We start from the raw sequence: 26,815 nt of genomic DNA, 5'->3' as shown, positions 1-26,815 counted from the left end.
CCGCGAACGGAATCCGGTCAGGACGGGGCCCCGGCGGCCTGCGTGGTATCGATCACACCGAAAGTCTCGCCCTGCGGCGCGGTGAGCACGCCCATCCGGCCGAACGGGCTGTCGTCCGGCCCCATCAGCACTTTCGCACCCAGCCCGGTTGCCGCGGCGAGCGTCGCGTCGGTGTCTTCGACCTGGAACCAGGCCAGCCAATACGCCGGACCGGCGCCCGGGTTCTTGGTGGAATCGTTCATACCGCCGACGGGTTCGCCCCCGGGATCGAGTGCGAAAGTGGCGTAGTCGACGTTCTCGCCGTCGCCGATCTCGGTGAACGACCAGCCGAACACCTGCGTGTAGAACTCCTGTGCGCGCTGGTAGCCGTCGGTATGCAGTTCGTTCCAGCAGTAGGCGCCGGGCTCGTTGTAGATCCCGGCGCCGAAATGCTGTTTCGCCTGCCAGGCCCCGAAGGCCGCGCCCGTGGGGTCGGTGGCGACGAGCATCCGCCCGACGTCCATCACATCGAAGGGCGGGGCCAATATGTTCCCGCCGGCGGCCGCGATCGCCGCGGCGGTGTCGTCGGCGTTGTCGGTGGCGAGGTAGGTGGTCCATACCGAGGGCATCGACTGCCCGGGTGGTTTGGGACCTATCCCGGCGGCCGGTCGGCCGTTGCGGAGCGCCATCAGGTAGCCGCCGGCTTCCGGGGCGCTCTCCGCGATCTCCCATCCGAACAGGGCGGTGTAGAAATCGCGGGCGAGCGTCGTATCGTCGACCTGACAGTCGGCCCAGCACGGTGTACCGGCCGGCCAGGGGGTTTCGCGTATCGGCATGGCGTGTCCTCCGTGTTCGTTTCGCGCGAGTCGAGCGATGACGGGAGGCCTCTCGAAGGCCGGAAGAGAACAGACGCGGACACGGACGAGGGCAGCTCAGATCCGCTCCGCGGTCCGTGGTGAGCTAACGGTATCCACCGCGACCCGGGTGGGCAACCATTCGGACCGGGCGTTCGAGGACGGCCGAGAACCCCGCGCGTTATTGCCTATATCGTGAGTCTGTGCTCATAATGTGAACCCACTGTGGCCTGAGTCACGACAGCCCTGCCGCTTCGCAAGAGCGGGAGAGGCACTCGGCCCGGTGCGACTCGATGGGAAAAGCACATGTCAGACCTTGCAACGATGATCAACACAGGCGCCGCGATCCTTGCCGTAGTCGTCCTGATCATCAGACTCAAAATCAATCCGGCGGTATCGCTGGTCCTCGGCTCGGCCTATCTGGGACTCACGGCGGGGCTGGGCACCGAGCAAACGATCGACACCATCGCGACGGGTTTCGGCGACATCATGGCCGAGGTCGGACTGCTCATCGCTTTCGGAGTTCTGACGGGTGCGATGCTGCAGGAAACCGGCGCGATCGAACGCCTGGTCCAGGCGCTGATCCGCGTATTCGGTGTCGATCGCATGCCGTATGCGCTGTCGCTGACCGTGGCGACCGCGCTGCAATCGATCTACCTCGACGTCCTGCTGGTGATATCAGCTCCGCTGGCCCGCTCCGCCGCGGCCAGGATCGACAAGAAGGGCACCGCCCGGATGGCCACCGCACTGGCCATCGGCGGCGAATGCGGCATCGTGCTGACCGTGCCGGGCGTCGGCGCGCTGGCACTGGCCGGACTGCTCGGCGTACCGCTGGGCACAATGCTGCTGTTCGGCCTGATCCTGGTGATTCCCACCGTCACGATCGCGGTCGCGATCATGAGTTTCCTCTTCGACCGGGGCTGGTGGAACGAAGACCGCGACGAACAGCCCTTTCCCGGTGAAGACAAGGACGAATCCGCGGCCGGCGAGACCATGTCGGCAACCGGCCTCGGCGGCGTGGCCGTCGACTCTCCTGCGCGGGCCGCGGTCCGTACCCCGCTGCCGCTGCTGATGGCGCCACTGATCACCGCGCTGGTGCTGATCGCGGCCGGAGCCATCCTGGATGTCGCCGAAATCCACAATCCGGTGATCGAATTCCTCTCCACGCCGGTCATCGCCCTGCTGATCGGGCTCATCGGAACCAGTGTCGTCGGCCGCCGCAGCGTCGGCATCGAACGGATCCAGCGTTCGATCGCGACCGGATTCCAGGAAAGCGGGCAGATCCTGATCCTCACCGGGGTCGGCGGGTCGCTGGCCGCCACCATCGCGGCCACCGGACTCGGCGACATCCTCGGCGACTATTTCACCGCGAGCACCGCCGCCCCGCTGCTGATGGTGTGGGTGATCGCGGCGATCCTGCACATCGCGGTCGGTTCGGTGACGATCTCGGCGATCACCGCCGCGGGCATCCTCGCCCCGGTCGCGCCGGCGCTCGGGATCGATCCGGTGCTCATCGCTCTCGCCGCGGGAGCCGGATCGCTGTTCGCCGTGCACGTCACCAGCAACACCTTCTGGCTGCTCCAGTCGCTGATGGGCCAGACCACGCGGGGCACGTTGAAAACGTGCTCGGTCGGGGTCTCGATCGCCTCGGTGGTGGCGATCCTGCTCATCCTGCCGCTGAGCGCGGTCCTGTGAACATCCGAGACGATAGGGAAGATATGCGCAACGAGCCTGTGCGGCCGCTCGCCGGGATCCGCGTCCTGGAACTGGGCAACTACATCGCCGCGCCGACCGCGGGCCGGATGCTGGCCGATTTCGGAGCCGAGGTGATCAAGGTCGAACGCCCGGGCACCGGTGACGAACTGCGCCGGTGGCGGCTGTACGGCGGCGAGACCTCCATGCTCTATCGCACCGTCAACCGCAACAAGAAGTCCGTCGTGATCGACCTGAAAACCGAGACCGGCCGCGCCCTGGTCCTGGACCTGGTCCGCGAATCCGATGTACTGCTGGAGAACTTCCGGCCGGGCACGCTGGAGAAATGGGGGCTCGGCCCGGAGGTGCTGCAGGAGGCCAACCCGGACGTGGTGATCACCCGCATCTCCGCCTACGGTCAGACGGGCCCCCGTTCCGCGCGCCCCGGATTCGCGGCGGTCGCCGAGGCGGTCGGCGGACTGCGCGAACTCATCGGCGATCCGGACCGGCCGCCGGTGCGCACCGGCGTCTCGATCGGTGATTCGATCGCCGGAATCTACGCCGCGTTCGGCACGGTGATGGCCCTGTTCCAGCGCGCCCGCAGCGATACCCCTGTTCCCTTGGCGGAGCGCATCATCGATGTGGCGCTCAACGAATCGATCCTGTCGGTGATGGAGTCGCTGGTCCCCGACTACCTCGCCTACGGGGTGCAACGGGAACGTGTCGGCGGCCGGATGGAGGGGATAGCCCCCAGCAACGCCTACCCGTGCCGCGACGGCGCCAGCATCATCGTCGCCGGTAACGGCGACGCCATCTTCCAGCGCTATATGGAAACGATCGATCGCCCGGACCTGGCCGCCGACCCGGACCTGCGCGACAATGCCGGGCGCTGGGCACGGCGCGACGAGCTCGACGCGGCCATCGCCGAGTGGACGGGCCGCCACACCCGTGACGATGCGCTGCGGATCCTCGACGCCGCCGGGGTGCCGTCGGGCCCGATCTACACCGCGGCCGATATCTGCTCCGACGAGCAGTACGCCGCCCGGAACATGATCCAGCGATTCGAGGTGGACACCGGCGCCGCCGAACCCACCTCGGTGGGATTCCCCGGCATCGTGCCGGTGATCGGCGCGACCTCGTTGCCGATCCGTACAATCGGCCCCGACCTGGGTGAACACACGCGCGAAGTGCTCGCGTCGGTGCTGCACCTGCGCGAAGACGAGATCGACGCCGTCACGGGCACTTCGGAAGCAGAGGTTTCGGCATGACCTTCTCCTACACACCGGCGGCGCAGCTGCGCGACGTCACACTGCGCGACGGACTGCAGCTCACCGGGAAACCCCTGGACACCGAACGCAAGGTGGCTCTCGCCCGCGAACTGCTCGCGGTGGGTGTGCCCGAGTTGGAGATCGGTTCCATGGCCCGCCCCGACCTGGTGCCGCCACTGGCGAACACCCTCGAGGTGATCGCGGCGCTGACGCCGGAGGAACTCGCGAAGTGCTGGGTGTGGGTGGCCACGCCGCGTCATGTGGAGAAAGCGGCCGCGGCCGGCGCGCGCAATTTCCAGTACTGCCTGTCGGCGTCGGATTCGCACAACAAGGCCAATATCGGACGCAGCACCGAGGACAGTGTCGCCGCCATGCCCGCGGCGATCGAATTGGCCCGGGACTGCGGCGGCGCCATCCAGCTCTGTATCGCGACCTCGTTCACCTGCCCGTTCGAAGGTGTCGTCGATCCCAGCCGGGTACTCGGCATCGCCGCCGACCCGCGCACCGACGGGGCCGACGATATCGTCGTCTGCGATACCCTCGGCCAAGCAGTGCCCGCGCAGGTGCGGCAGCTGATCGAAGGAGTCCGGGCCACCACCGCGCAGCGCCGGATCGTTTATCACGGTCACGACACCTGGGGTCTCGGTGTCGCCAATACCCTCGCCGCCATCGACGCGGGCGCGACTCTGGTGGACGGATCTCTGGGTGGGCTCGGCGGATGCCCGTTCGCGCCGGGCGCCAGCGGTAACACCGCTACCGAGGATCTGCTGTTCGCCACCCGCCCGGAGTGGCTGACCCCCGCGGCACTGGCGGCACTGGTCGCGGCCGGCGAGACGCTGCTCGCCGAACTGGGCGAGCCCAACCGTTCCAAGACCGCCCAGGGCGCGCGCTCGGAAGCGCGGGCTTTCGACTGGGTGATCGGAGCGCGTGCGTGACACCCACGGATTTTCTCGTCACCACTCCCCTGCCCGATCCCGGTATGCGACTGCTCGAGACCGCGGGAACGGTGACGGTGGCCGCGACGCGGCCGAGTCGCGACGAATTGGCGGACGCCTGCGCGTCCGGCGCCTACCGGGTGGTGGTGGCACAACTACAGGACGAATTCGACGCGGATCTGCTGGATCGGGCGCGGATCACCGGCATCAGTAATTTCGCGGTGGGCTACAACAATATCGATATCGCCGCGGCCACCGCGAATTCGATCGTGGTCGGCAACACCCCGGGTGTCCTCACCGACGCCACGGCCGATCTCGCGTTCCTGCTCGTGCTCGCTGTCGCGCGGCGATGCGTGGAGGCCGACGCTTTCGTCCGGGCCGGGAAATTCCGGGGCTGGGAACCGGAATTGCTGCTGGGCCACGATGTCAGCGGTGCGACACTCGGACTGGCCGGTTTCGGCCGGATCGCGCGCGCCACGGCCCGGCGCGCGCTGGCCTTCGGAATGACCGTGGCGTTCTGTCCCCGGCCGCCCGGCGACCGCGCGGTGAGCGCGGAAGAACTGGGTGAATTCGCCGGTCGGGTGCGGCATGTGTCGTGGCCGGAGCTGGTGGAGACCAGCGACTATCTGTCGGTGCACGTCCCACTGAACGCCGAAACCCGCCATCTGGTGGACGGATCCGTACTCCGGTCGATGAAGCGGTCGGCGATCCTGATCAATACCGCGCGCGGCCCGATCGTCGACGAGTCGGCGCTGGTCACGGCGCTGCGCGACGGAACGATCGCGGGCGCCGGGCTGGATGTGTACGAAGACGAACCGCGGTTGGCGCCCGGACTCGCCGAACTCCCCAACACCGTGCTGCTACCGCACCTCGGCAGCGCGACGGTTCCGGTGCGGGCCGAGATGGCCCGCCGCTGCGCGGAGAACGCTGTCGCCATCGCGCGCGGAGAACGTCCGCCGTACCCGGTCAACCCGGAGGCACTGGCTCGCTGACCGCGCAGTGGTGTCAGGCCGGAATACGGCCGCCCAGCGTCCGGGTGACCTGTTCGGCGTATCCGACGAGCAGGTCCACCCAGGCCTCGCACTGCGTCAGGGGCATCCGGATCGTCGGGCCGCTGATCGTCAACGCCGCGAGCACGTTCCCGGCCGCGTCGAAGATCGGCGCGGACAGCCCGGAGGCGGAATCCTCCCGCTCGCCGGCGCTGATCGCGTAGCCGTCCGCCCGGGCCCGGTCGATCAGCGAGCGCAGTTCCTGCGGACTCGTCACCGTGCCCTCGGTCAGCGGTTCCAGCGGCGCCGAGAGCACCCGCCCGGCGAGTTCCGGGTTCCAGGCCAGCAGAATCCGGCCCGCGGAACCGGCGTACAGCGGGATGATCTTGCCGACGTACATGTCCCGGCGTAGCGCGTGCCGGGTCTCGGCGATGGCCACACACACCCGGAAACCGTGCTCGGCACGGAACACGCAGGCCGTTTCGCCGGTCTTGTCCCGAATATCGACCAGGACCGGGTTGACGATCGACAGCAGATCCAGCCCCTTCACCGCCGTGGCCGCCCAATAACTCATCCGCAGCCCGATCCGGATCTGGTCCCCGGCGCGATCCAGCAGACCCTGCGCCACCATGTTCGTGACCAGCCGCTGCACCGTGGAAGTGGGGAATCCGGTGGTCTGCTGGATCTCACCGAGCGTCAACGACGGGCGGGCCAGCGAGAAGGCATCGAGAATCTCGGTGATCTTCACCAGCACCAGCAACGGCTGGTGGTTCGCGGCCGCCGCGCCGTCTTCCCTCGACATACCGCCGAATCTACGCCGTCACAGACACAACCCGCCGAGCCGGACCCCGGGGCGCGCGGTCACTTCGGCGCCCGCGGATACCGGCAGAATATCGGGCAGCCCGTCGGCATAGCCCGCGCTGAGACCGTTCACACCGGACGCGGTGGGAGTCCACTGGACGGTGGCCCGGCCATAGGCCACCGGGACCTTCCCCAGCGCGATATCGCCGTTGCTGGGCAGCCGATTGAAGAACTCCACCGTGCCGTACTCCACCGGACTGCCGTCGGGCAGGGTGACGGTCGCCTCCACGGTCACCGTGCATCCGGTGGGCACCGTGTCCGCCGACGCCGTGGTCGGTTCACCGGTGATGTCGAGCCGGATCACCGGCGCGACGGCGGCCTGTGCCGCGGGCGCCGAGAACAGCGGTATCGCAACCAGTGCGGTCGCACCGAACAAAGCCGCCGCCCACCGCGGACTCCGAAACCTGTATGCCGACATGAACATTGCGCCTCTCTGTCCTCGTATCCGGGAGGACGCCCATGCTCGTCTCCTCTTCCGGCCCGCCGCCGAAAGAATATGACTGTCCGGGCCGAGAATATCGGCGAACGGGTCGATCAGGCCTCGACCAATTCGGCTTCCGGCTTCTCGGTGCCGTCCGCCTCGCCGGGCGCACTGGACCGGTTGGGCAGCAGTACAGCCGTCACGATCACGATCACCGCCAACGCCGCCGAGACCACGAAGGCCAGCCGCATACCGTCGAGTTGGGCGGTGACCGCGTCGTAGCCCGCCGCCTCCAGCGCACTGGTGCGGCTCGCCATCACCGTGACGACCAGGGCCGTACCGAGGGCGGCGGCGACCTGCTGCAGGGTGCCCAGCATGGAACTGCCGTGGGAGTAGAGGTCCTCCGGCAGCGCGCCCAGCGCCAGGGTGAACACCGGGGTGAACGCCGCGGCCAGCGACACCATGAGCAGGATGTGCAGGGCCAGCAGTTGCCAATACGGCATATCGATGGAGATCTGGGTGAAACCGGCCAGCGCGGCGGTGATGCCGACCGCGCCCGGGATCACCAGGATGCGCCCACCGAATCGGTCGAACAGGCGGCCGATCACCGGTCCGAGCAGACCCATGGCCAGACCGCCGGGCATAACCAGCAGCCCCGTCTCCAGCGGCGAGAGCTCGCGCAGATTCTGCAGGTACAGCGGCAGCAGCATCATCGAACCCAGCATCGCCAGGAATGCGACCGCCATCAGGATCAGGCCCTTGGTGTAGGTACCCGAACGCAGAATGCGCAGATCCAGCAGCGGCGTGCCGTGACGCTGCAACCACAGCTGCCGCGCCACGAACAAGCCGATGAGGGCGATTCCGGCGACGGTGATCAGCACCGGCGTGGCGACGCTGCCGGCCTCGAAGCGGCTCAGCCCGTACACGAGGCTGCCGAAACCGAGCGCGGCGAACACCACGCTGAACCAGTCGATCGAACCCGTCTCCGGTTCGCCGATGTTCTCCAGCCGGCGCAGACCGAACCAGGTGACCGCACCCGCGATCGGCAGCACCAGCACGAACAGCCAGCGCCACGACGCGACCTGCAGCACCAAGCCGGAGATCACCGGACCCATGGCCGGGGCCACCGAGATGGCGAGCGTGACATTGCCCATGACCCGCCCACGGTCACGTTCGGGCACCACCGTCATCAGGGTGGTCATCAGCAGCGGCATCATCACCGCGGTGCCACCGGCCTGGACGACCCGGCCGATCAGCAGCACCGCGAACGACGGCGCGACCGCCGACAGCGCGGTACCCGCGAGAAAGATCCCCATCGCCAGCGCGTACGCCCGGCGGGTGGTAACCCGCTGCAGGAACCAGCCGGTGACCGGGATGACTGCCGCCATCGTGAGCATGAAGGATGTGGAAACCCACTGCGCCGCCCGTTCGGTGACCTCGAGGTCGTGCATCAGGCGCGGAATCGCGTTGATCATGATGGTCTCGTTCAGGATCACCACGAAGGTCGCGATCACCAGCAGCCGGACGACGGTCGGCGTCCCCCCTCCGGTTCTTCGCGGGGAAATTCGGGCGGGCATCGGCTACCTCCGGAGGTCGTGAGCGAACTGGTGCGGCCCGAAGGCGGTCGCCGATGACCGCGTTCCTGCGCCACACGTGAGAAGAGACGGGTGAGCTGCGCTTCGCTCATCGGTGACGCGCCAGTATTTCCTACGGCTTCGCCCGAGATCAATCGATTTTCCGGCCGCGGTATTCCCGGTCACGCCCGCGAGCAGGGAATTCCGAAGGCACGCACGGAGCGCTCCCCCGCCGCGTGTGAGCGAGGTCATGCCGAGCAGCGGGATCCCGCGCGGAGCCGCCCGCTGTCATCGCAGGCGCAGTACCTGCGCGGCGCGGGAGGCCTGCGTGGCCGGACCGGCGATACTCGAGGTGGTGAACGAACCGTCGGCGTCGGGTGCCCGACACCGGCCGCGAGATCAGCCGAGTCCCAACTGCTGTGCCGCGATATCCAGGTCCTTGTCGCCACGGCCGGACAAGCACAGCAGGACCAGCGAATCAGCGGGCAGCTCGTCGCGTTCGGACAGATCCAGCAGATGCCCTACCGCGTGCGCGGATTCGAGGGCCGCGATGATCCCCTCGCTGCGGCCGAGCAACTGCAGACCCCGCAGGGCCAGGGCATCGGTCGCGGCGGCGTGGCTCATCCGGCCGGTGTCCTTGAGATGGCTGAGTTCCGGGCCGACGCCGGGATAGTCCAACCCCGCGGCGACGCTGTGCGTCCCGGCGATCTGACCGTCGTCGTCCTGCAGCAGATAGCTGAAGCTGCCGTCGATCTCACCGGGCGTACCGGCGCTCAGCGATGCCGCGTGCTCGCCGGTGTCGACACCGCGCCCGGCGGCTTCCACGCCGACCAGCCGGACGCGGGCGTCACCCGTGAACGGGTGGAAGGCTCCCACGGCGTTGCTGCCACCGCCGACGCAGGCGATCACATAGTCGGGGAGGCGACCCTCGGCCACCAGGATCTGGGACCGGGCCTCCACGCCGATCGTGGTCTGGAAATCCCGCACGATCCGCGGATAGGGGGCGGGCCCGGCGGCGGTGCCGAACAGGTAGTGGGTGGTGTCCACATTCGACACCCAGTCGCGGACGGACTCGCTGATCGCGTCCTTGAGCCGGCGCTTGCCGGTATCCACCGCTCGCACGTCCGCGCCGAGCAGGCGCATCCGGACGACGTTGGGCTGTTGACGCTCCATATCCGCGGCGCCCATATAGATCGTGCAGTTCAATCCGAGCATCGCGCCGACCGTCGCGACGGCCACACCGTGTTGTCCCGCACCGGTTTCGGCAACGATGCGGCGTTTACCCATACGCTTGGCCAGCAATCCCTGCCCGAGCGCATTATTGATCTTGTGCGAGCCGGTATGGGCCATATCTTCGCGCTTGAGATAGACCTTCAGTCCCGGCGTCGCCAACCGCGCCGCGAACCGCGGCACCTCGTGCAGCAGAGTCGGTCGCCCGACCCGGACGCGCAGCAGGTGGGTCAGCTCCCGGGTGAACGCCGCATCGGCGCGGGCCAGCTCGTAGGCGCTCTCCAGTTCGAGCAGCGCGGCCATGATGCCCTCGGGAACATATCTGCCCCCGAATCTTCCGAATCGGCCACGCTCGTCGGGGAATTCCCCGTGACGAAAGGTATTTTGCTCCACCCCGTGACCGACGACCATCCAGCACTCACAATCTCTGTTCCCGATTCCGCTGCGGAAATTCTGCATTCCCGGCGCAAGCACCGAGTCTCCTATCGGCAACGGATTGGTTAACAGTACTAAAGGTAGGGATTTTCGCATCCCTCACCACATGTGGGAAAGCGGGCCCGATATCCACCGTCCGCACCCCACAGCCCGCACCCTATTGTAGGATTGTCGACAATATTGCCGGGAGGGCCGGTCCGCCGACAGGGAGGAGCATCCATCATGCTCACCGAAGCCACACTCACCGCCGCCGAGCGGGACGCCGTCGAGTCGGTGCCCACCGGCCTCTACATAGGCGGAGGTTGGCACGAGACCGCAGCGACGATGCCGGTCCTCGACCCGGCCACCGGGCAGCGCCTGCGCTCCGTCGCCGACGCCGGACCCGCCGACGGCCTGGCCGCACTCGACGCCGCGGCGGCCGCCCAGTCCGACTGGGCGCGCACGTCCCCGCGCGAACGCAGTGAAATCCTGATGCGCGCCCACCGGTTGCTCCTCGACGACGCCGACCGGCTCGCCCTGATCGCCACCCTCGAAATGGGCAAACCGCTCGCGGAGGCGCGCGGCGAGATCACCTATGCCGCGGAGTTCTTCCGCTGGTTCGCCGAGGAAGCCGTCCGTCTCGACGGCGGATATATGCCCGCCCCGGGCGGCGGCGCCCGGTTCCTGGTCACCAAACAACCCGTCGGGCCCAGCCTGCTCATCACACCGTGGAACTTCCCGATGGCCATGGGCGCCCGCAAGATAGGCCCGGCGCTCGCGGCCGGCTGCACCAGTGTGGTCAAACCCGCCGAGCAGACGCCGTTGTGCACGCTGGCGCTCGCCGAGATCCTGCACGCGGCCGGTGTCCCCGCCGGTGTGGTCAACGTCGTCACCACCTCCGATCCGGGACAGCTGATGACACCGCTGATCCTCGACCCGCGCTCACGCAAGCTGTCGTTCACCGGATCGACAGCGGTGGGCAAGAAGCTGCTGGAACAGTGCGCTCGCACGGTGATGCGCACCTCGATGGAACTCGGCGGCAATGCGCCCTTCCTCGTCTTCGACGACGCCGACCTCGACGCGGCGGTCGACGGGGCGCTCGCGGCGAAGATGCGCAATATCGGGCAGGCGTGCACGGCGGCCAACCGGTTCTTCGTACAGCGTGGCGTGGTCACCGAATTCGCCGAGCGGCTCGCCGCCCGGATGGGTGAGCTGCCGCTCGGCCGCGGCACCGAACCCGGGGTCGTGGTGGGCCCGCTGATCGACACCGACGCCGTGACCAAGGTGACCGACCTGGTCGCCGATGCCCGCGCCCGGGGCGCCCGAGTGCTGCTCGGCGGCGATCCGCTGGACGGCCCCGGGAACTTCTACCCGGCGACAGTCCTGGTGGATGTACCCGACGACGCGAACATCTGCCACACCGAAGTGTTCGGCCCGGTCGCGAGCATCGCCTCCTTCGACACCGAGGCCGAGGCCATCGACCGCGCCAACGACACCCCGTACGGTTTGGTGAGCTACGTGTACACCGAGGGCCTGCGCCGCGGCCTGCGGGTCTGCGAGGCGCTGGACACCGGGATGGTCGGGTTGAACCAGGGCGTGGTGTCCAACCCGGCGGCGCCGTTCGGCGGGGTGAAAGAATCAGGACTCGGCCGCGAGGGCGGCTTGGTCGGCATCGACGAATTCCTCGAAATCAAATACATCGGAGTGCCACTGTGAGTTCATATCGGATCGCGACCATCCCGGGCGACGGTATCGGGGTCGACGTGACCGCCGAGGCGGTGAAAGTTCTCGACCGGGTACTGCCCGGAATCGAATGGACCGAATTCGACTGGTCCTGCGAGAACTATCTGCGCACCGGCGCCATGATGCCCGCCGACGGACCCGAGCGCCTCGCCCGCTTCGACGCGATCCTGCTCGGCGCCGTGGGATTCCCCGGCGTACCCGATCACATATCGCTGTGGGGCTTGCTGATTCCGCTGCGCCGCGCCTTCGGCCAGTACGTCAACCTGCGCCCGGTGCGACTGCTGCCCGGCACCACCTCGGCCCTGCGCGACCGCACCGCCGCGGACCTGGATCTGCTGATCGTGCGCGAGAACTCCGAGGGCGAATATTCCGAGATCGGCGGGCGGCACAATCCGGGCCGGCCCGACGAATTCGTGCTGCAGGAATCCGTTTTCACCCGGGTCGGCTGCGAACGGATCATCCGGTACGCCTTCGAGCGGGCCGTCGAGCGGGCAGGAAAGGTCTGCTCGGCCACCAAGTCGAACGGCCTGATCCATTCCATGCCGTACTGGGACGAGGTCTTCGAACGGATCGCCGCACAGTACCCGGCCGTGCAGACCCGGCAGATGCACGTCGACGCGCTGGCCGCCGAGATCGTGCTGCATCCCGACCGGCTCGACGTGATCGTGGGTTCGAACCTCTTCGGTGACATCCTCTCGGATCTCGCCGCCGCCGTCACCGGGGGACTCGGCCTCGCGCCCTCCGGCAATATCAACCCCGGCCGGGACGCCCCGTCGATGTTCGAGGCGGTACACGGGAGCGCCCCCGATATCGCGGGCCAGGGCATCGCCAACCCGGTGGCGCAGATCCTCGCGGGCGCCATGCTGCTCGAGCATCTCGGCGAGCGCGACGCCGCCGCCGCGGTCGATCGGGCGGTCACCGACGTGCTGGGCGGCGGCGGGCCCCGCACCCCCGATCTCGGCGGTACGGCCACCACCACCGAGGTCGGCACCGAGATCGCCGACCGCGCGTCGGCGCTGCTGCACGCCTGACCGGGCGGCCGGGGCCGGGCACGCCCCGGCCCCGGCCCCGGCGGGCAACTACCGGATACCCGGTGACCTGCGTATTCAGTCGAACTTCGCGCCTGTTTCCTTTCCTTCGCGATTGCTTGGTGACATGCTGGGAACAGCTAGTGTGTGGACGGTCCCGGGTCGGGAACAGCTCCCCGCGCTCGGTCCGTCCACGCGACGAGGTCACCGGCCCCGCACCCCGGAGCCGGTCCATTCGCTCGGAAGGAGACGCCGAGAGCATGACCAGCGAGCAGCCCGAAATCCTGACAACGGACGCCGGTATCCCGGTCGAGAGCGAAGAACACTCGCTCACCGTCGGCCCGGACGGCCCCATCCTCCTACAGGACCACTACCTCATCGAACAGATGGCGCAGTTCAACCGGGAACGCATCCCGGAGCGTCAGCCGCATGCGAAGGGCAGTGGCGCTTTCGGCCGGTTCCGGGTGACCAACGATGTCAGCGCCTACACCAAGGCCGCCGTGTTCCAGCCCGGCGCGGAGACCGAGATGGTCGCCCGGTTCTCGACCGTGGCGGGCGAGCGCGGCAGCCCGGACACCTGGCGCGACCCCCGTGGCTTCGCCCTCCGCTTCTACACCAGCGAGGGCAACTACGACATGGTCGGCAACAACACCCCGGTGTTCTTCATGCGCGACCCCATCAAGTTCCAGAACTTCATCCGCTCCCAGAAGCGGCGCGCCGACAACAACCTGCGTGACCACGATATGCAGTGGGATTTCTGGACCCTGTCGCCCGAGTCGGCCCATCAGGTCACCTGGCTGATGGGCGATCGCGGTGTCCCGAAGACGTGGCGTCATATGAACGGCTACTCCAGCCACACGTATATGTGGGTGAACGCCGCCGGCGAGAAGTTCTGGGTCAAATACCACTTCAAGACCGACCAGGGCATCGACTTCCTCACCCAGGAGGAGGCCGACCGGCTGGCCGGCGCCGACAGCGACTACCACATGCGCGATCTCTACGAGTCGATCGACCGCGGCGAATACCCCAGCTGGACGCTGTACATGCAGATCATGCCGTTCGGTGAGGCGCAGAACTACCGATTCAATCCCTTCGATCTCACCAAGGTGTGGCCGCACCGCGATTATCCGCTGATCGAGGTCGGGCGAATGACGCTGAACCGCAACGCCACCGACAATCACACCGAGATCGAGCAGGCGGCGTTCCAGCCCAACAATCTGGTGCCGGGGATCGGGCCCAGCCCGGACAAGATGCTGCTGGCCCGCATCTTCTCCTACGCCGACGCGCACCGGGCCCGCCTGGGCGCGAACTACCAGCAGATCCCGGTGAACGCGCCGCATGTCCCGGTGCACAGCTACAGCAAGGACGGGGCGATGCGTATCCACCCGGTCTCGGACCCGGTGTACACGCCGAACTCCAAGGGCGGCCCCCGGCCGGATATCGACCGTTACGGCGAGCCCGCCGGCTGGCACACCGACGGCGATCTGGTGCGGGCCGCGTACACGCTGCACGCCGAGGACGACGATTGGGGACAGGCGGGCACGATGGTCCGCAACGTCCTCGACGATGCCGCGCGCGAGCGCCTGGTGAACAATATCGTCGGCCATCTGCTCGACGGCGTCAGCGACCCGGTTCTGCAGCGCGCCTTCGAGTACTGGCGCAATGTCGACAAGGAACTCGGCGACCGGATCGAGAACGGCGTCAACGCCCAACGCTGACCACCCGTCGACGGCCGCGGGGGCCTCGGCTCCCGCGGCCGTTGCCGTGCGGGCACCGGACGGTAGGGGCGGATAGAGTCGGGCACCATGAGCGATTCGGACTCCACCAGGGCCGGTGCCGGCGATCGTGCACGGCCGCGGACCGGTGACGGGCGCGCGCTGCACACCGTTGCGTCGCCGCGTTTCCCGATGAGCGGACGGCTGTCGTGACAGTGCTCGTCTGTCCCGACAGCTTCAAGGGCACCTTCACTGCCGCCGAAGTCGCCGACGCGATCGCCGGGGGCATCGAGGAGTCCGGCGCGTCATCGCGGCGATTGCCGGTCGCCGACGGCGGCGAGGGAACACGCGCGGTGCTCGCCCGGCCGCTCGCGCTGCGCGAGGTGACGGTCGAGACGCGCAACCCGTGGGGTGCGCCGTGCACCGCGACTTTCGGCCTGTCCGACGAGGGCACCGCGGTCATCGAGATCGCGGCCGCCAGCGGGGTCACCACGCCTCACGAAGGGTTCCGGGATCCCGTCACGGCCGATACCTACGGCACCGGCGTACTCATCGCGGAGGCGGTGCGGCGCGGAGCCGGACGGATCATCGTGGCCGCGGGCGGTTCGGCCACCACCGACGGCGGTGCCGGAGCGATCGCCGCGATCGAGGACGCCGGGGGTCTGCGCGACGCGTCGATCACCGTGCTCACCGACGTCACCACCCGATATGGGGATGCCGCGCGTATCTTCGGACCGCAGAAGGGCGCCGATCCGCAGACCGTCGACTTGCTCACCCGCCGTCTCGCCGAGACCGCACAGCGACTCCCCCGCGACCCCTCTACGGTCGACGCGACCGGTGCGGCGGGCGGGTTCTCCGGGGGAATGTGGGCGCAGTACGGGGCCGAATTGCGGCCGGGCGCGGACTATGTGCTCGACGCGGTGGGGTTCGACACTCTTGCCGCGCACGCGGGGGCGATCGTGGTCGGTGAGGGCCGCCTCGACGGACAGACCCGCGCCGGCAAGATCATCTCGGCGATCCTCGCCCGCGCCGGCAGCACCCCGGTTCACGCGGTGGTGGGCTCGGTCGGCGACGATCTCGGCGACTACCGGACCCGTTTCGCGGAGGTCGTCGTGGCCTCTGATCTCGCCGCCATGCGGGCGGCGGGCCGGCGGATCGGCGCCGCCGCGCGGTGACGAGCCGGAGGCGGCGTCCGGATCGTCAGCCGTCGGTGTCGAGATCCGGCGGGAATCCGCCCGTGGCGACCGGACCCCACCGCTCGATCTCGATTCGGATCAGCGATTTGTGCTGCCGCGCCATTGCCGCGCGGTAATCGTCCCAGTCCGGGTGCTCACCGGCGATACCGCGGTAGTAGTCGACCAGGCCGTCGAGCGCCTCGGGCATATCGAGCACCTCGGCGCGGCCGTCGACCTGCACATACGCGTCGTTGAACTCCTCGGAGAGCACACAGATCGAGACTCGCGGGTCGCGGCGGATATTGCGGGTCTTCGCGCGGCCGGGATAAGTGGACACGACGATCCGCCCCTCCGAGTCCAGACCACAGGTCACCGGCGACATCTGCGGGCTGCCGTCGGCCCGGCCGGTGACGAGCACGCCGTGGTGGCGAGAGCTCAGGAACGCCAGCAGATCGGCGCGGTCGACGGTGGTGGCGCTCGCGATTCGTGGCATGGAAACCTCTCCGGATCGACGCAAGGTAGGCCCTCGCAGCATAGTCAACGTCCCTCGTCCGATCCCGCTGCCGACCGGGCAGTGGAAGCCCGCGCGTTCTTCTCCCAGCCAGTCGGTCGGGCCCGTGCGTGCAGCGGCGCATTGTGATGTCGCGCGAAGTCGCGGCGTCGCCCTCCGCGCCCTGATTCACCCCGCCCGCGCCGGGTATCGCGAGCAACAGATCGACCGACACCGATGTCGTACGGGTCACCGCACCCGCAGGAAGGAGCAGCGATGCGTGCCACCGATCCGCAGAAGCCTTTCCCGGAACCGTCACCGGCGCCCGGCCCGGAACCCGTTCCGCCACCGGACCCACCGCCGCCCCCGCCGGTCCCGGGGCCGGCCCCGGATCCACCACCGATACCCGGGCCGGCGCCGGATCGCCCGCCGCCCGTCCCGGATCCCGGACAGCCGGTTCCGCCGCCGCCCGCCCCGAGCTGAGCCCGACCGACATCGGCCGCGGCGCTGATTCAACTGACGACAAGCGGGTAATCGAGGCTACGTCCCTGGTCGCAAGCTCGACAGGAAGGACATGACCATGGTCGCCGGACCCGACGATCCGAATCGGAACGATCCCACTTCCGAGCACGGTTTCCCCGATAACGCACGCACCACCCGCTCACACGCCGGAGAATCCATCGAGGACCAGCGCAACTGGCCGGGCATCATCCTGGCCGCCGTCGGCATCGTACTGGTCGGGATCACCCTGACCGCGGCGGGTTACGGCTTCGCCGGCTGGGCGACCGTGGCCGGAATCCTGGGCGGCGTGTGCATCGTCGCCGGTGTGCTGATCGTGGTCCTGGAGCATCGCCGCATCAAGGCGAAAGAGGGCGCCGCGCTGCGCGAACCGCGCGGCCACTGACGCCCGCGCCGACCGAGGGCGGCGGTCGCCGACGGTCGAGGCCGCCGTGATGAACGTCGTGGGCGGTGGTCGGCACAGGTTGATCGCCCGCGGCGTCGGACCGCGATCCGCCACGGACCGACTCGCGGATGCACACCCCGGCCCGGGCGTGTTTCGATCTTGTCCGCCGGGGGCATTCCTCCTTCGGGCCCGACGCCGCGCCGTGCGATCGTTGCGCCCGGGCAGGCATCTCGCCGGCCGCGTATGCCCGGAAACGTCCCGGGCGCGACGCGGCCGCGATAGCCTCGCTGTACGCCCGAGGGGGAGGTCGAATTCTGGACACGTGGTGGAGTTTCGTCGTGCAGCGGCGGCATCAGCTTTTCGTGGACTCCTGGCTCCATGTGTCGGCGGTGGTGCAGTCCCTGCTGATCGCGACGGTGGTGGCGGTACTCGTGGGAGTTCTGGTCTACCGCAGTCCGCTCGGTTCCTCGGTCGCGACGGCCGCGGCGGGCACGATCCTCACCGTGCCGTCGTTCGCCCTGCTCGGGCTGCTCATCCCGCTCCTCGGGCTGGGTGTCGCGCCGACGGTGACCGCGCTGGTGCTCTACGCACTGCTGCCGATTCTGCGCAACACGCTGATCGGGCTCTCCTCGGTCGATACCGCGGTCGTCGACGCCGCACGCGGGGTCGGTATGAACCGGTTGCGGGTGCTCACCGCGATCGAACTGCCGCTGGCGTGGCCGTCGATCCTGACCGGTATGCGGGTGAGCACCCAGTTGATCATGGGCATTCTGGCGCTGGCCGCCTATGCGAAGGGCCCCGGTCTGGGCAATCTGATCTTCTCCGGCCTCGCCCGGCTCGGTAGCCCCAACGCGGTACCGCAGGCGCTGACCGGCACGGTGCTGATCATCGTGCTCGCCCTGGTTCTCGACGGGATCTTCGTCCTCGTCGGACGTTTCACCATTTCGAGGGGAATTCGTGACTGATTCCGAGGCCCGCGCGGCCACCGGGCGCACGGCGGTATCCGGTGTCGAGATCGTCTTGGACGCCGTCACCAAACGGTATCCGGAACAACAGGATCCGGCAGTGGACGCGGTGTCGATGACGATCCCGGCCGGCGAGATCGTGGTATTGGTCGGCCCGTCGGGGTGCGGAAAGACCACCACCATGCGGATGATCAACCGCCTGATCGAGCCGACCTCCGGCACCATCACCATCGACGGCCGCGACGCCGCCGGAATCGACCCCGACCGGCTGCGCCGCGGGATCGGCTATTCGATCCAGCAGGCGGGCCTGTTCCCGCATATGACCGTGGCGAAGAACATCGCGACCGTCCCCGGACTCATCGGCTGGGACCGCCGGCGGATCGCCGCCCGCACCGACGAGATGCTGGAATTGGTGGGCCTGGATCCCGGCGTCTATCGGCGCCGCTATCCCCGCCAGCTCTCCGGCGGCCAGCAGCAGCGGGTAGGTGTGGCCCGGGCGCTGGCCGCCGATCCGCCGATTCTGCTGATGGACGAACCCTTCGGCGCGGTGGACCCGATCACCCGCGGCCTGCTGCAAGACGAATTGCTGCGGCTACAGGCGGAACTGGGCAAGACCATCGTGTTCGTCACCCACGATTTCAACGAAGCGGTGAAACTCGGCGACCGGATCGCGGTGCTGGGCGACGGCTCGCGAATTCTGCAGTACGACACCCCCGCCGCGATTCTCGCCGACCCCGCCGACGATACGGTGGCCGGTTTCGTCGGGGCGGACGCGTCGCTCAAACAATTGACGCTGACCCGGATCCGGGACGTACCGCTGGGCGACTGCCCGGTCGTCACCGAGGACGATTCGCTGGAATCGGCGCGCACCGCGCTCGCCGGCCGGCCGTGGGCGCTGGTGCTGGATACCGCGCGCAGGCCGCTGCGATGGATCTCGGCTGAACACCTCGGCGGCGCCGGATCGCTGCGCACGGCCGGATCCCCGGTGACCGCGACATTGCCGCTGACCGCGACCCTGCAGGACGGCCTGGAAGCGTTGCTCGCCGACTCGAATGCGACGGCGGTGGTCATCGATTCGGCGGGCGAGTACGCCGGTGTGCTCACGATCGACACCCTGGTCGGCCATCTGGCCGCGCTGCGCGCCGCACACAGCGCCGACGCGGCGACGGACGTACCGGCATGACCGCCACCGTGACGGCCGCCGGACCGGGCAGACGATCGGCGCACCTGCGGGCCGAGCGGTTGCGGTTGCTGATCCAGCCCGTGCTCGTGCTGCTGCTCACCGCCGGTGTGCTGGTGTGGGCGTTCCGGCGTGATCTGACCACCACGCAGCAGGCGAGTGTGAACGCCGGCAATATCGCCACTGTCACCTGGCAGCACATCCTGATCACCGCCACCGTGGTGGTGCTCGTCGTCGCCGTCGCGGTGCCGCTGGGCACTCTGCTCACCAGACCCGGGTATCGCAGACTCGCCCCTGTCTTCGTCGGGATCGCCAATATCGGCGCCGCGGCGCCGGCAATCGGGCTGATCGTGCTGTTCTATCTCGTCACCCGGACCACCGGCTTCTGGATCGGCGTCGCGCCGATCGCGTTCTATTCACTGCTGCCGGTCCTGCGCAACACCATCCTGGGCTACCAGGAGGTCGATCCCCAGCTCATCGACGCCGGTCGTGGGCAGGGGATGTCGGCGGCCACCGTGCTGCGCCGGATCGAATTCCCGCTCGCGGTCCCCTACATCCTGGCCGGGTTGCGCACCTCGCTGGTGCTCGCGGTCGGTACCGCGACACTGTCGTTCCTGGTCAGCGCCGGCGGGCTGGGGATCCTCATCGACACCGGATACAAGCTGCGCGACAATGTCACGCTGGTCGTCGGGGCGGTCCTGGCGGTCGCGCTCGCACTGCTGGTGGACTGGCTCGGCGCGGTCGCCGAACAGTTCCTCGGACCGCGGGGGCTGAAATGAGGTCCGCCGCGGTATCGCGGGTGCTGGCCCTGGCCCTGGTGCTGCTGGTGGCGGGATGCGGTCTGCAATCCGGCAGCGCGGTGCCGTTACAGGTGGGTCCCGGCAGTATCCGCCCGGTCCCCGAACTCCGGGGAGTGCCGATCACGGTGGGCTCCAAAGACTTCAGCGAACAGAACACCCTCGGTTACATCATCGAATTCGCGCTGGTCGCGGCGGGCGCCGAGGTACGGGACCTGACGAATATCCAGGGCTCCAACAGTCTGCGCGACGCGCAGCGCAGCGGCGAGATCGATATCGCCTACGACTACACCGGCACCGGCTGGGTCAACTACCTGGGCAACGAGAAACCGGTGCCGGACGAACAGGGCCAGTTCGAGGCCGTCCGCGACGCCGACCTGGCGAACGGCATGACCTGGGCGGCGATGGCCCCGATGAACAACACCTACGCCCTGGCGACCGCCCGGCGCACCGCCGAACGCACCGGCGTGTGGACCCTCTCCGATTACGCCGAGCTCGTCACCGCCGACGCCGCCGCGGCGAGCACCTGCGTCGGCACCGAATTCAATGTGCGCCAGGACGGGTTCCCGGGGATGGCGGCCGCCTACGGCATCGATGCCGGGCGGGTGCCCAAGCGCATCGTCCAGGACGCCGTGGTCTATCAGGCGACCGCCGACGCCGGCCAGTGCGGATTCGGCTCGGTCGCGGCCACCGACGGCCGCATACCCGGCTTGGACCTGGTCCTGCTGGACGACGATCGCGCCTTCTTCCCGAAGTACAATGCCGCACTGGTGATGCGTACGGAGTTCGCCGACGCCCACCCGCAGGTGGCCGAGATCATGGCGCCCATCTCGCGGCTGCTGACCAACGAGTCGATCACGGAGCTGAACCGGCAGGTCGACGTCGAGGGCCGGGAGCCCGCGGACGTGGCACGCGATTGGATGGTCGCGCAAGGATTCGTCACCGAGGAGTAAACGGCCAGGCGAGGAGACGGTGGATGGTTGCCCCGGACAGTCCGAAGCTCCCGTCACCCGCACCGGCCCGGTCGGTCCTGTTCGGTCTGCCGCCCGCGGGCCGCAGGCTGCCCGGGGCGGCGCGGGCGGCCCTGGCGTTCGGCGCGCCCGCGCTGCTGGCCGTGGCCCTCGGCCACGAACAACAGGGCCTGATGGCGGCGACCGGGGCGCTGGCGGTGATCTTCGGCGAAGGCCAGGTCTACCGCCGTCGGTGGCGGGTGGTCGGGGCCGCCGCGATCGCCCTGGTCGTCTCCGCGTTCGCGGGCGGCCTGGCGGGGGAACTGATCCAGCAGCGGACGGACGCGGGCGGATCGCACTGGTGGCAGCTGGTGCTGGTCCTGCTGATGTCGGCGGTCGCGGTGAGCGGTACCTTCGTCAATTCGGCGCTGCGGCTGGGCCCGCCCGGCGGGTTCTTCTTCGTCCTGGCCGCCGGAGTCGGGGCGTTGATCACCGGGCACGGGGTGCCGCCCGGCGAGGTCGCGCTGTGGACAGCGATCGGCGGGGTCAGCGCTCTGCTGGTCAGCATGTCGGCGGCATCGACGACCGCCCACCCGCCGGAGGAGAAGGCGGTGGCGGCGGCCGTCGCGGCCGTGCGCGACTACGGCGAGCTCGAACCGGCGGCCGAGGATCGGCTGGACGCCCGCTACGCCACCGCGATGAAGGTGCAGACCGCCTGGGCCCTGCTCGACGACGCCCGCCGCACCGACGCCGCCCGGCACGACCTCGCCGCCACCCTGGCCCGCGCCCAGCGGGACTTCGCCGCGGCACTGCACCGCGGCGGCTCCGGTGACGACGAGTCGGACCTGCTGTTCGATACGGGCCGTCCGGCGCCCACGCCCCGCCCGTCGTTGCGTTACCGGATGCTGCGGTCGCTGTCGCCGGACAGTCATGCCGCGGTCTCGGCGAACCGGATCGGCGTGGCGGCGGTGCTCGCCGGCTGCCTGACGGTCGCGCTGGACCTCGGTCGTCCCGACTGGGCGGTCCTGACCGTCACGGTGCTCCTGCACCAGGGCCCCGACCGGGTGCGCGGAACATACCGCGGAGTGCACCGGATCGGCGGCACGGCCTTGGGGCTGGTGCTGTTCGCCGCTCTCTACACGGTCGAGCCGCGGGGATGGGTGCTCGTGCTGATCCTGATGACACTGCAATTCGCCATCGAACTGCTCGTCGCCCGCAACTACGGGCTCGCGGTCGTGTTCATCACCCCGCTCGCGCTGCTCATGGGCGGCGGCGGGAAATACGGCGACGTCCTTCCGGTGCTGCGGGACCGGCTCCTCGAGAGCGTCATCGGGGTGGTGATCGGCCTGACGGCGCTGTGGGCGGTCGACCGGCGCGCGCACCGGCGCGTACTGCTGCGCAACGACCAGCGGGTGATCGAGGTGCTCGACCGGCTGCTGCGACTCGCGGCACTGCCCCGGCCGGAGCGCGACGCGCTACCGCGGCGGCGCAGGGAACTGGAGTTCGAACTGATGGGATCCACCCTCGGCGCCATCGACGCGGCGCACAACGAGCCCGAATGGGCACGCACGCACTGGACCCGACACCAGCGCATCAGGCGGCTCGGCCATCGAATCCTCGCCGCGACCTGGCAGTTCGCCGATGGCCGGCCGGGCGATAGCGCGCAGCTGGATCGCTGGTCCCGCGCGCTGGCCGAACTGGCGTAACCGGATCGGCGAGATCAACGGCCACCGGCGTCGGTTACGTCCTCCACGGCGAGTCCGTCGTCCAGCAGGAACGGCAGCAGGAAATCGCGGAGCAGCGACCGCTCCTCGTCCTCGCTCGCCGCGGGCAGTGTCAGCAGCGAGATCATCACTCGCACCGACCACCGGCCCAGCCGCCGCGCCGCCGCCACGGGCAGATCGGGACGCATGCGCGCGACGAAGACCGCGACCAGTTCGTCGATCACCGCCGACGAATCCGACAGCCGTGCCACGATCCCCACATTCGCCGGTTCGAACCAGACCGCCAGGTGCGGGGTCTTGCGCGCTGCGGCCAGGGTCGCGGTCATACCGTCGAGCAGGCGTTCGGCGCGGTCCGCACCGTCCAACGGGTGGTCGCGCCACACTCGCGCGATGAGCTGGCCGGCCTCCCGGCCGGCGAAGGCCACGTACAGCGACTGCCGGTTCTCGAAATACCGGTACAGCGTCGCGCGCGAGCATCCCGCGGCCTCGGCGACCTCGGCCATCCCGACCGTACCGGCCCCTTTGTCGATGACCAGGCCGCGGACCGCGTCCAGAATGCGTTCGCTCGCCAATTCGGCCCGGCCGCCGGCCAGCCAGTCACCGGTCATGGCGCACCGGGCAGGCGCGAGTCGGCGACGCGTTCGAGCCCGGCGGTCACGCCGCGCACCGGAACGGCACACTGGTCGGCCGCCGCACATACGGTCCCGGCGCGTAGGTGACGGCGTCGATATCGACCCGGTAGTCCGGGAACCGGTCCAGCAACTCCTCCAGCGCCACCCGCGCCTGCATCCGCGCCGCGGCCGCGCCCAGACAGTGGTGGGGACCGTGCCCGAAGGTCATGATGCGCTGCGGATTCCGGTCGATATCCAGGTCCGCGGCATCAGCGCCGAAGGCCCGTTCGTCGCGATTGGCCGATCCGTACACGAGCAGCACCTTACGGCCCGCCGGGATCGTCGCGCCGTCCAGCTCCACGTCACGCGTGGTGGTTCTGGCCAGGCCCTGGACCGGGGAGGTGAGGCGGGCGAGTTCTTCGATCGCGACCCGGATGCCCGCCGGGTCGTTCGCGAGCGCGGCGCGCTGGTCGGGGTAGCGCTGCAGTAGTTGGACGGCGCCGCCGAGCAGCCCGGTGGTGGTGTCGTTGCCGCCGGCCACCATGGTCCAGGTGTAGGCCAGGATCTGCACCAGCCCGTCCATATCGGCGTCGTCGGCCGCGACACCCGCCTGCACCAGCAGCGATACCGTGTCGTCGCCCGGATCGGTACGCCGCCGGGCGATGAGTTCGGCGAAATATCCCAGCATCTGCATCGAGGCGGCCTGAGCGTCCGCGGTGCGTTCGGTACTGGCCGCGACCACCGCGTCGGTCCAGCCGTCGAAGCGACCCCGATCCGCTTCTGGCACGCCGAGATAGTGGGCGACCACCATGGTCGGCAGCGGCTTGAACAGGTCCGCGACGATATCGCCGCCGCCCTGTTCGGCCAGCCGGTCCAGCCGCTCCCGCACGAACCGGCGCACCACCGGTTCCACCTCCTCGACCTGGCGCGGCGTGAATCCGCGGGCCACCAGCTTGCGGAAGTCGGTGTGCTGGGGCGGGTCCTGCATCACCATCGGCGGATTCGCGGTGAGGCCGATCTGCTCGAGTTCGCCGTATTCCACGGTGAGGCCGTCGCGGGAGGAGAACGTGTCGGTGTCCCGGGCGGCGGCGTACACGTGCTCGTGCCGCGTGAGCACCCAGTAATCCTGCTCGGGGCGGGCGGCCGGGACGACCCGGTGCACCGGATCGTTCTCCCGCAGACCGGCGTACATGGACCACGGCGACCGCCAGGTCTCACCGGAGCACAACTCGAAACGGGATCCACTCTGATACGTTTCCGCGACCATGTTTCGACAGTAAGACAGAATGTAGATTTTGTCTAACATCTAGTGGGGCGCGACCTGCTCCGGGCGCCGCCGGAGTCGCGACGGCGGGCATCGACGGTCACATCGACGAGTCCGACGGGATCGTCGAGAATCGCCGGAACCCACCCCGCGCCCGCCGCCGCACCGTCGGCCGTCAACGCCAGTGCAGGTCTCCGATCAACGCCGTCTCCGCACCCCCGTCGGCGAAGATGACCTGACCTGTCACGAATCGGTTGTCCGCACCGGCCAGCCAGCAGATGAGCTCGCCGACCCACTCCGGTCGCCCGGGAAAGCCACCGAACGGTTGCGGCGCCGAGGCCTCCACCGCGGCACGGGTGTCCTCGCTCGCGAAGATCCACGCGGCCGCGGGTGTGTCGACGACGCCGGGCGCGACAGCGTTGAGAGCGATCCCCGATCCCGCCCACCGGGGCGCCGGGGCGCTCCTGCGCACCCAGCGGTTCAGCGCTCGTTTGGCAATGCCGTAGGCGCCGGTAGCGCCGCCGAGGGACGGGTCCGCGGCGAGGTAGGCGACGGCGGCGGCTTCGTCGCCGTCGAGGCATGCTTGCACCACACGCTCGTCCGCGGGCGCCAGCGACGAGGTCGACGACACGACGACGGCCCGGGGCGCCGCGCTCTGCGCCAGCAGCGGCCGCAGCCCTTCCAGCGTCGCGACGGCGCCGAAATAGTTCGTCTCGAGCAGGCCGGTCTTGCCACCCCCGGCGACGGCGAGCACCGCGTCGATGGGCCCACGCTCGACCACCTGGTCGACCAGCGATCGCCGGCCCTCGGGCGTGGCCAGGTCGGCCTCGATCTCGGCGTCACCGAGGTCGCAGCCGATGACCCTGGCTCCGCGATCGCGGAGCAGTGCCGCGGTCGCGGCACCGATGCCCGACGCGGAGCCGGTCACGACATATGTCCGACCGGCGACCTCTGTATTCGTCAATGCCGTTCCTTCCGTTCACAGGCCGACGACGCTCCGCGTCAGGGCCGTTGGCTCGTAGCGCGGTCGAAGAGTTCGACCAGTTCGTTTCCACAGAGTTCGGGGTCGAGTCCAGCGCAGAGCAGTGGGACCACACTGTCGATGGACGCTCGGAGCGCCGCCGCCATGACCTGCGGGTCGAACGAGCGGAAGGCTCCGGTGCGCTGACCCTCCACGAACAGGCCGGTCAGCCGGCTCAGCGATTCGACGTGGTGGCGCTCCCAGACACCGTGGCCGCCGTTGAGCAGGATCTGCTGGAGCGCCCGCACCTGCGGCAGGTGATCGGCGATGAACGCCACATTCGCGCGGATGACGGCGGCGAGCAGTCGGCGGACGCCGGTCGAGGCCTCCAGGGCGGTCCGCATGTGGGCGTCGGCGTCGGTGACGATCTGATCGGCAACGGCCGCGAACAGCTCGTCCTTGGTGGCGAAGTGATAGGTGATCACCCGCTTGCTGCTGAGCCCGGCCCGGTTGCAGATGGCTTCGAAGGTGGTGGCCTGGTAGCCGAGCTCGGCCAGCAGGGCGACCGCGGTACGGGTGATCTGGCGGCGGCGGGCCGCGGTCGCCGCTCGACGATCGGTCGTGACCACCACACCTACTCACCGACCCCGACGGGCCGATCGCCCGGCGACTCACCGAGCCCGCAGATTGTGTTATCCATGCGGATAATGTTATCCGCATGGATAACGTTCACACAAACCGGCCGGAGCGCCCGTAAACGGCGCCGCCGTTCGTCCCGAGACCAGCACCCGTCGCGTGGGCTCGGCCGCGATGAGCGTCCTCCGGTCGATCCCGCTGTTCGTCGCGGCCGCGATCGCCGAGTCGGCCACGGGTGGGGCGCGCCGATGGGCGGGAAAGCCTCTCGAGGGTCCGGGCCGCACGGCATGATTGGACTCAGGACGAACAAAACCGTGGCCATTTCCGCTCGATCGCCCCTAGCTTTGACGGGCCGCAGCGGTGCACGGGCCGCGGCAGGCCGGAAAGCGCGCTGCCCGAAGTGGATTCGCCGCGCTGCCCGGCGCGATCGGCTGATTCCCAACCACAGGAGTACT

The 26,815-nt window shown here is 69.1% G+C and carries 24 protein-coding genes; 14 read left to right on the top strand and 10 right to left on the bottom strand.

Going from position 1 to position 26,815, the window contains the following annotated elements:
* Positions 1-17: 17 nt before the first annotated feature.
* The gene (locus OG804_RS01760; protein WP_328393157.1) at positions 18-815 is read right to left on the bottom strand and encodes a VOC family protein; all 798 of its coding nucleotides are present in this window, start codon (positions 813-815) and stop codon (positions 18-20) included.
* Between the two features lie 324 nt (positions 816-1,139).
* Here OG804_RS01760 and OG804_RS01755 point away from each other — a divergent pair, with 324 nt between their 5' ends.
* The 4 genes from OG804_RS01755 to OG804_RS01740 are packed head-to-tail and all read left to right on the top strand — an operon-like array spanning position 1,140 to position 5,720.
* Positions 1,140-2,528, top strand: a complete 1,389-nt coding sequence (locus OG804_RS01755) for a GntP family permease (protein ID WP_328393155.1) — start codon at positions 1,140-1,142, stop codon at positions 2,526-2,528.
* Between the two features lie 23 nt (positions 2,529-2,551).
* Positions 2,552-3,793, top strand: a complete 1,242-nt coding sequence (locus OG804_RS01750) for a CaiB/BaiF CoA transferase family protein (RefSeq protein ID WP_328393153.1) — start codon at positions 2,552-2,554, stop codon at positions 3,791-3,793.
* A complete protein-coding gene (locus OG804_RS01745; RefSeq protein WP_328393151.1) occupies positions 3,790-4,728 on the top strand; it encodes a hydroxymethylglutaryl-CoA lyase in 939 nt (312 codons plus the stop codon). The genes OG804_RS01750 and OG804_RS01745 overlap by 4 nt, the downstream gene beginning before the upstream one ends.
* Complete coding sequence (locus OG804_RS01740; protein ID WP_328393149.1) at positions 4,725-5,720, top strand: 2-hydroxyacid dehydrogenase; 996 nt, start codon at positions 4,725-4,727, stop codon at positions 5,718-5,720. Before OG804_RS01745 ends, OG804_RS01740 begins: the two co-directional genes overlap by 4 nt.
* A gap of 13 nt (positions 5,721-5,733) precedes the next feature.
* Here OG804_RS01740 and OG804_RS01735 read toward each other — a convergent pair whose 3' ends face one another.
* From OG804_RS01735 to trpB, 4 genes are all read right to left on the bottom strand, one after another.
* Positions 5,734-6,519 carry an IclR family transcriptional regulator gene (locus tag OG804_RS01735; RefSeq protein ID WP_328393147.1) on the bottom strand — a complete coding sequence of 262 codons (786 nt, stop codon included), beginning with the start codon at positions 6,517-6,519 and terminating at the stop codon, positions 5,734-5,736.
* 18 nt (positions 6,520-6,537) lie between these two features.
* Positions 6,538-6,954, bottom strand: coding sequence for a hypothetical protein (locus OG804_RS01730; RefSeq protein WP_328393145.1), 417 nt, complete (start codon positions 6,952-6,954; stop codon positions 6,538-6,540).
* A gap of 158 nt (positions 6,955-7,112) precedes the next feature.
* Entirely contained in the window at positions 7,113-8,576 is a 1,464-nt protein-coding gene (locus OG804_RS01725) for an MDR family MFS transporter (RefSeq protein WP_328393143.1), read from the bottom strand.
* A gap of 396 nt (positions 8,577-8,972) precedes the next feature.
* Complete coding sequence (trpB, locus tag OG804_RS01720) at positions 8,973-10,214, bottom strand: tryptophan synthase subunit beta (protein ID WP_328393141.1); 1,242 nt, start codon at positions 10,212-10,214, stop codon at positions 8,973-8,975.
* A 246-nt stretch (positions 10,215-10,460) separates the two neighbouring features.
* Between trpB and OG804_RS01715 the strand changes: the two genes are divergently transcribed.
* From OG804_RS01715 to OG804_RS01700, 4 genes are all read left to right on the top strand, one after another.
* On the top strand, positions 10,461-11,933 hold the full coding sequence (locus tag OG804_RS01715) for an NAD-dependent succinate-semialdehyde dehydrogenase (protein ID WP_328393140.1): 1,473 nt from the start codon (positions 10,461-10,463) through the stop codon (positions 11,931-11,933).
* Positions 11,930-12,991, top strand: a complete 1,062-nt coding sequence (locus OG804_RS01710; protein ID WP_328393138.1) for a tartrate dehydrogenase — start codon at positions 11,930-11,932, stop codon at positions 12,989-12,991. The genes OG804_RS01715 and OG804_RS01710 overlap by 4 nt, the downstream gene beginning before the upstream one ends.
* 257 nt (positions 12,992-13,248) lie before the next feature.
* A complete protein-coding gene (locus tag OG804_RS01705) occupies positions 13,249-14,706 on the top strand; it encodes a catalase (RefSeq protein WP_328393136.1) in 1,458 nt (485 codons plus the stop codon).
* Positions 14,707-14,912: 206 nt separating this feature from the next.
* A complete protein-coding gene (locus OG804_RS01700) occupies positions 14,913-15,878 on the top strand; it encodes a glycerate kinase family protein (protein WP_328393134.1) in 966 nt (321 codons plus the stop codon).
* 25 nt (positions 15,879-15,903) lie between these two features.
* Here OG804_RS01700 and OG804_RS01695 read toward each other — a convergent pair whose 3' ends face one another.
* The gene (locus tag OG804_RS01695; RefSeq protein ID WP_328393132.1) at positions 15,904-16,371 is read right to left on the bottom strand and encodes a PPOX class F420-dependent oxidoreductase; all 468 of its coding nucleotides are present in this window, start codon (positions 16,369-16,371) and stop codon (positions 15,904-15,906) included.
* A gap of 571 nt (positions 16,372-16,942) precedes the next feature.
* On the opposite strand from OG804_RS01695, the gene OG804_RS01690 reads away from it, so the two are divergent.
* The 6 genes from OG804_RS01690 (at position 16,943) to OG804_RS01665 (ending at position 22,870) form a co-directional block, all read left to right on the top strand.
* Positions 16,943-17,272 (top strand): hypothetical protein, encoded by a 330-nt coding sequence (locus tag OG804_RS01690; RefSeq protein ID WP_442941718.1) that lies wholly within the window; start codon positions 16,943-16,945, stop codon positions 17,270-17,272.
* Positions 17,273-17,586: 314 nt separating this feature from the next.
* A complete protein-coding gene (locus tag OG804_RS01685; protein ID WP_328398197.1) occupies positions 17,587-18,237 on the top strand; it encodes an ABC transporter permease in 651 nt (216 codons plus the stop codon).
* Positions 18,230-19,420 carry an ABC transporter ATP-binding protein gene (locus OG804_RS01680; protein ID WP_328393130.1) on the top strand — a complete coding sequence of 397 codons (1,191 nt, stop codon included), beginning with the start codon at positions 18,230-18,232 and terminating at the stop codon, positions 19,418-19,420. Before OG804_RS01685 ends, OG804_RS01680 begins: the two co-directional genes overlap by 8 nt.
* Positions 19,417-20,196, top strand: a complete 780-nt coding sequence (locus OG804_RS01675; protein WP_328393128.1) for an ABC transporter permease — start codon at positions 19,417-19,419, stop codon at positions 20,194-20,196. Before OG804_RS01680 ends, OG804_RS01675 begins: the two co-directional genes overlap by 4 nt.
* Positions 20,193-21,167 carry a glycine betaine ABC transporter substrate-binding protein gene (locus OG804_RS01670; RefSeq protein WP_328393126.1) on the top strand — a complete coding sequence of 325 codons (975 nt, stop codon included), beginning with the start codon at positions 20,193-20,195 and terminating at the stop codon, positions 21,165-21,167. The genes OG804_RS01675 and OG804_RS01670 overlap by 4 nt, the downstream gene beginning before the upstream one ends.
* A gap of 23 nt (positions 21,168-21,190) precedes the next feature.
* Positions 21,191-22,870 carry an FUSC family protein gene (locus OG804_RS01665; protein WP_328393124.1) on the top strand — a complete coding sequence of 560 codons (1,680 nt, stop codon included), beginning with the start codon at positions 21,191-21,193 and terminating at the stop codon, positions 22,868-22,870.
* Positions 22,871-22,884: 14 nt separating this feature from the next.
* Here the strand turns inward: OG804_RS01665 and OG804_RS01660 are convergent, their stop codons facing one another.
* The 4 genes from OG804_RS01660 to OG804_RS01645 form a co-directional block, all read right to left on the bottom strand.
* Complete coding sequence (locus tag OG804_RS01660) at positions 22,885-23,496, bottom strand: TetR/AcrR family transcriptional regulator (protein WP_328393122.1); 612 nt, start codon at positions 23,494-23,496, stop codon at positions 22,885-22,887.
* A gap of 46 nt (positions 23,497-23,542) precedes the next feature.
* A complete protein-coding gene (locus OG804_RS01655) occupies positions 23,543-24,766 on the bottom strand; it encodes a cytochrome P450 (protein ID WP_328393120.1) in 1,224 nt (407 codons plus the stop codon).
* Between the two features lie 172 nt (positions 24,767-24,938).
* Positions 24,939-25,727: an SDR family oxidoreductase gene (locus tag OG804_RS01650; RefSeq protein WP_328393118.1), complete on the bottom strand. Its 789-nt coding sequence runs from the start codon at positions 25,725-25,727 to the stop codon at positions 24,939-24,941.
* A 38-nt stretch (positions 25,728-25,765) separates the two neighbouring features.
* Positions 25,766-26,353 carry a TetR/AcrR family transcriptional regulator gene (locus OG804_RS01645; protein ID WP_328393116.1) on the bottom strand — a complete coding sequence of 196 codons (588 nt, stop codon included), beginning with the start codon at positions 26,351-26,353 and terminating at the stop codon, positions 25,766-25,768.
* Positions 26,354-26,815: the final 462 nt, after the last annotated feature.

Origin of the sequence: Nocardia sp. NBC_00416 (assembly GCF_036032445.1) — a bacterium.
In the GTDB taxonomy this organism is placed as follows: Bacteria; Actinomycetota; Actinomycetes; order Mycobacteriales; family Mycobacteriaceae; genus Nocardia.
This window is presented reverse-complemented; position numbering and strand designations above follow the sequence as displayed.

What these genes read in the sequence shown, in the direction of transcription:
- OG804_RS01760 (WP_328393157.1), bottom strand. Translation starts at nt 815, where the DNA reads ATGCCGATACGCGAAACCCCCTGGCCGGCCGGTACACCGTGCTGGGCC.
- OG804_RS01755 (WP_328393155.1), top strand. Translation starts at nt 1,140, where the DNA reads ATGTCAGACCTTGCAACGATGATCAACACAGGCGCCGCGATCCTTGCC.
- OG804_RS01750 (WP_328393153.1), top strand. Translation starts at nt 2,552, where the DNA reads ATGCGCAACGAGCCTGTGCGGCCGCTCGCCGGGATCCGCGTCCTGGAA.
- OG804_RS01745 (WP_328393151.1), top strand. Translation starts at nt 3,790, where the DNA reads ATGACCTTCTCCTACACACCGGCGGCGCAGCTGCGCGACGTCACACTG.
- OG804_RS01735 (WP_328393147.1), bottom strand. Translation starts at nt 6,519, where the DNA reads ATGTCGAGGGAAGACGGCGCGGCGGCCGCGAACCACCAGCCGTTGCTG.
- OG804_RS01725 (WP_328393143.1), bottom strand. Translation starts at nt 8,576, where the DNA reads ATGCCCGCCCGAATTTCCCCGCGAAGAACCGGAGGGGGGACGCCGACC.
- trpB (WP_328393141.1), bottom strand. Translation starts at nt 10,214, where the DNA reads ATGGTCGTCGGTCACGGGGTGGAGCAAAATACCTTTCGTCACGGGGAA.
- OG804_RS01715 (WP_328393140.1), top strand. Translation starts at nt 10,461, where the DNA reads ATGCTCACCGAAGCCACACTCACCGCCGCCGAGCGGGACGCCGTCGAG.
- OG804_RS01705 (WP_328393136.1), top strand. Translation starts at nt 13,249, where the DNA reads ATGACCAGCGAGCAGCCCGAAATCCTGACAACGGACGCCGGTATCCCG.
- OG804_RS01695 (WP_328393132.1), bottom strand. Translation starts at nt 16,371, where the DNA reads ATGCCACGAATCGCGAGCGCCACCACCGTCGACCGCGCCGATCTGCTG.
- OG804_RS01690 (WP_442941718.1), top strand. Translation starts at nt 16,943, where the DNA reads ATGACCATGGTCGCCGGACCCGACGATCCGAATCGGAACGATCCCACT.
- OG804_RS01675 (WP_328393128.1), top strand. Translation starts at nt 19,417, where the DNA reads ATGACCGCCACCGTGACGGCCGCCGGACCGGGCAGACGATCGGCGCAC.
- OG804_RS01670 (WP_328393126.1), top strand. Translation starts at nt 20,193, where the DNA reads ATGAGGTCCGCCGCGGTATCGCGGGTGCTGGCCCTGGCCCTGGTGCTG.
- OG804_RS01665 (WP_328393124.1), top strand. Translation starts at nt 21,191, where the DNA reads ATGGTTGCCCCGGACAGTCCGAAGCTCCCGTCACCCGCACCGGCCCGG.
- OG804_RS01660 (WP_328393122.1), bottom strand. Translation starts at nt 23,496, where the DNA reads ATGACCGGTGACTGGCTGGCCGGCGGCCGGGCCGAATTGGCGAGCGAA.
- OG804_RS01655 (WP_328393120.1), bottom strand. Translation starts at nt 24,766, where the DNA reads ATGGTCGCGGAAACGTATCAGAGTGGATCCCGTTTCGAGTTGTGCTCC.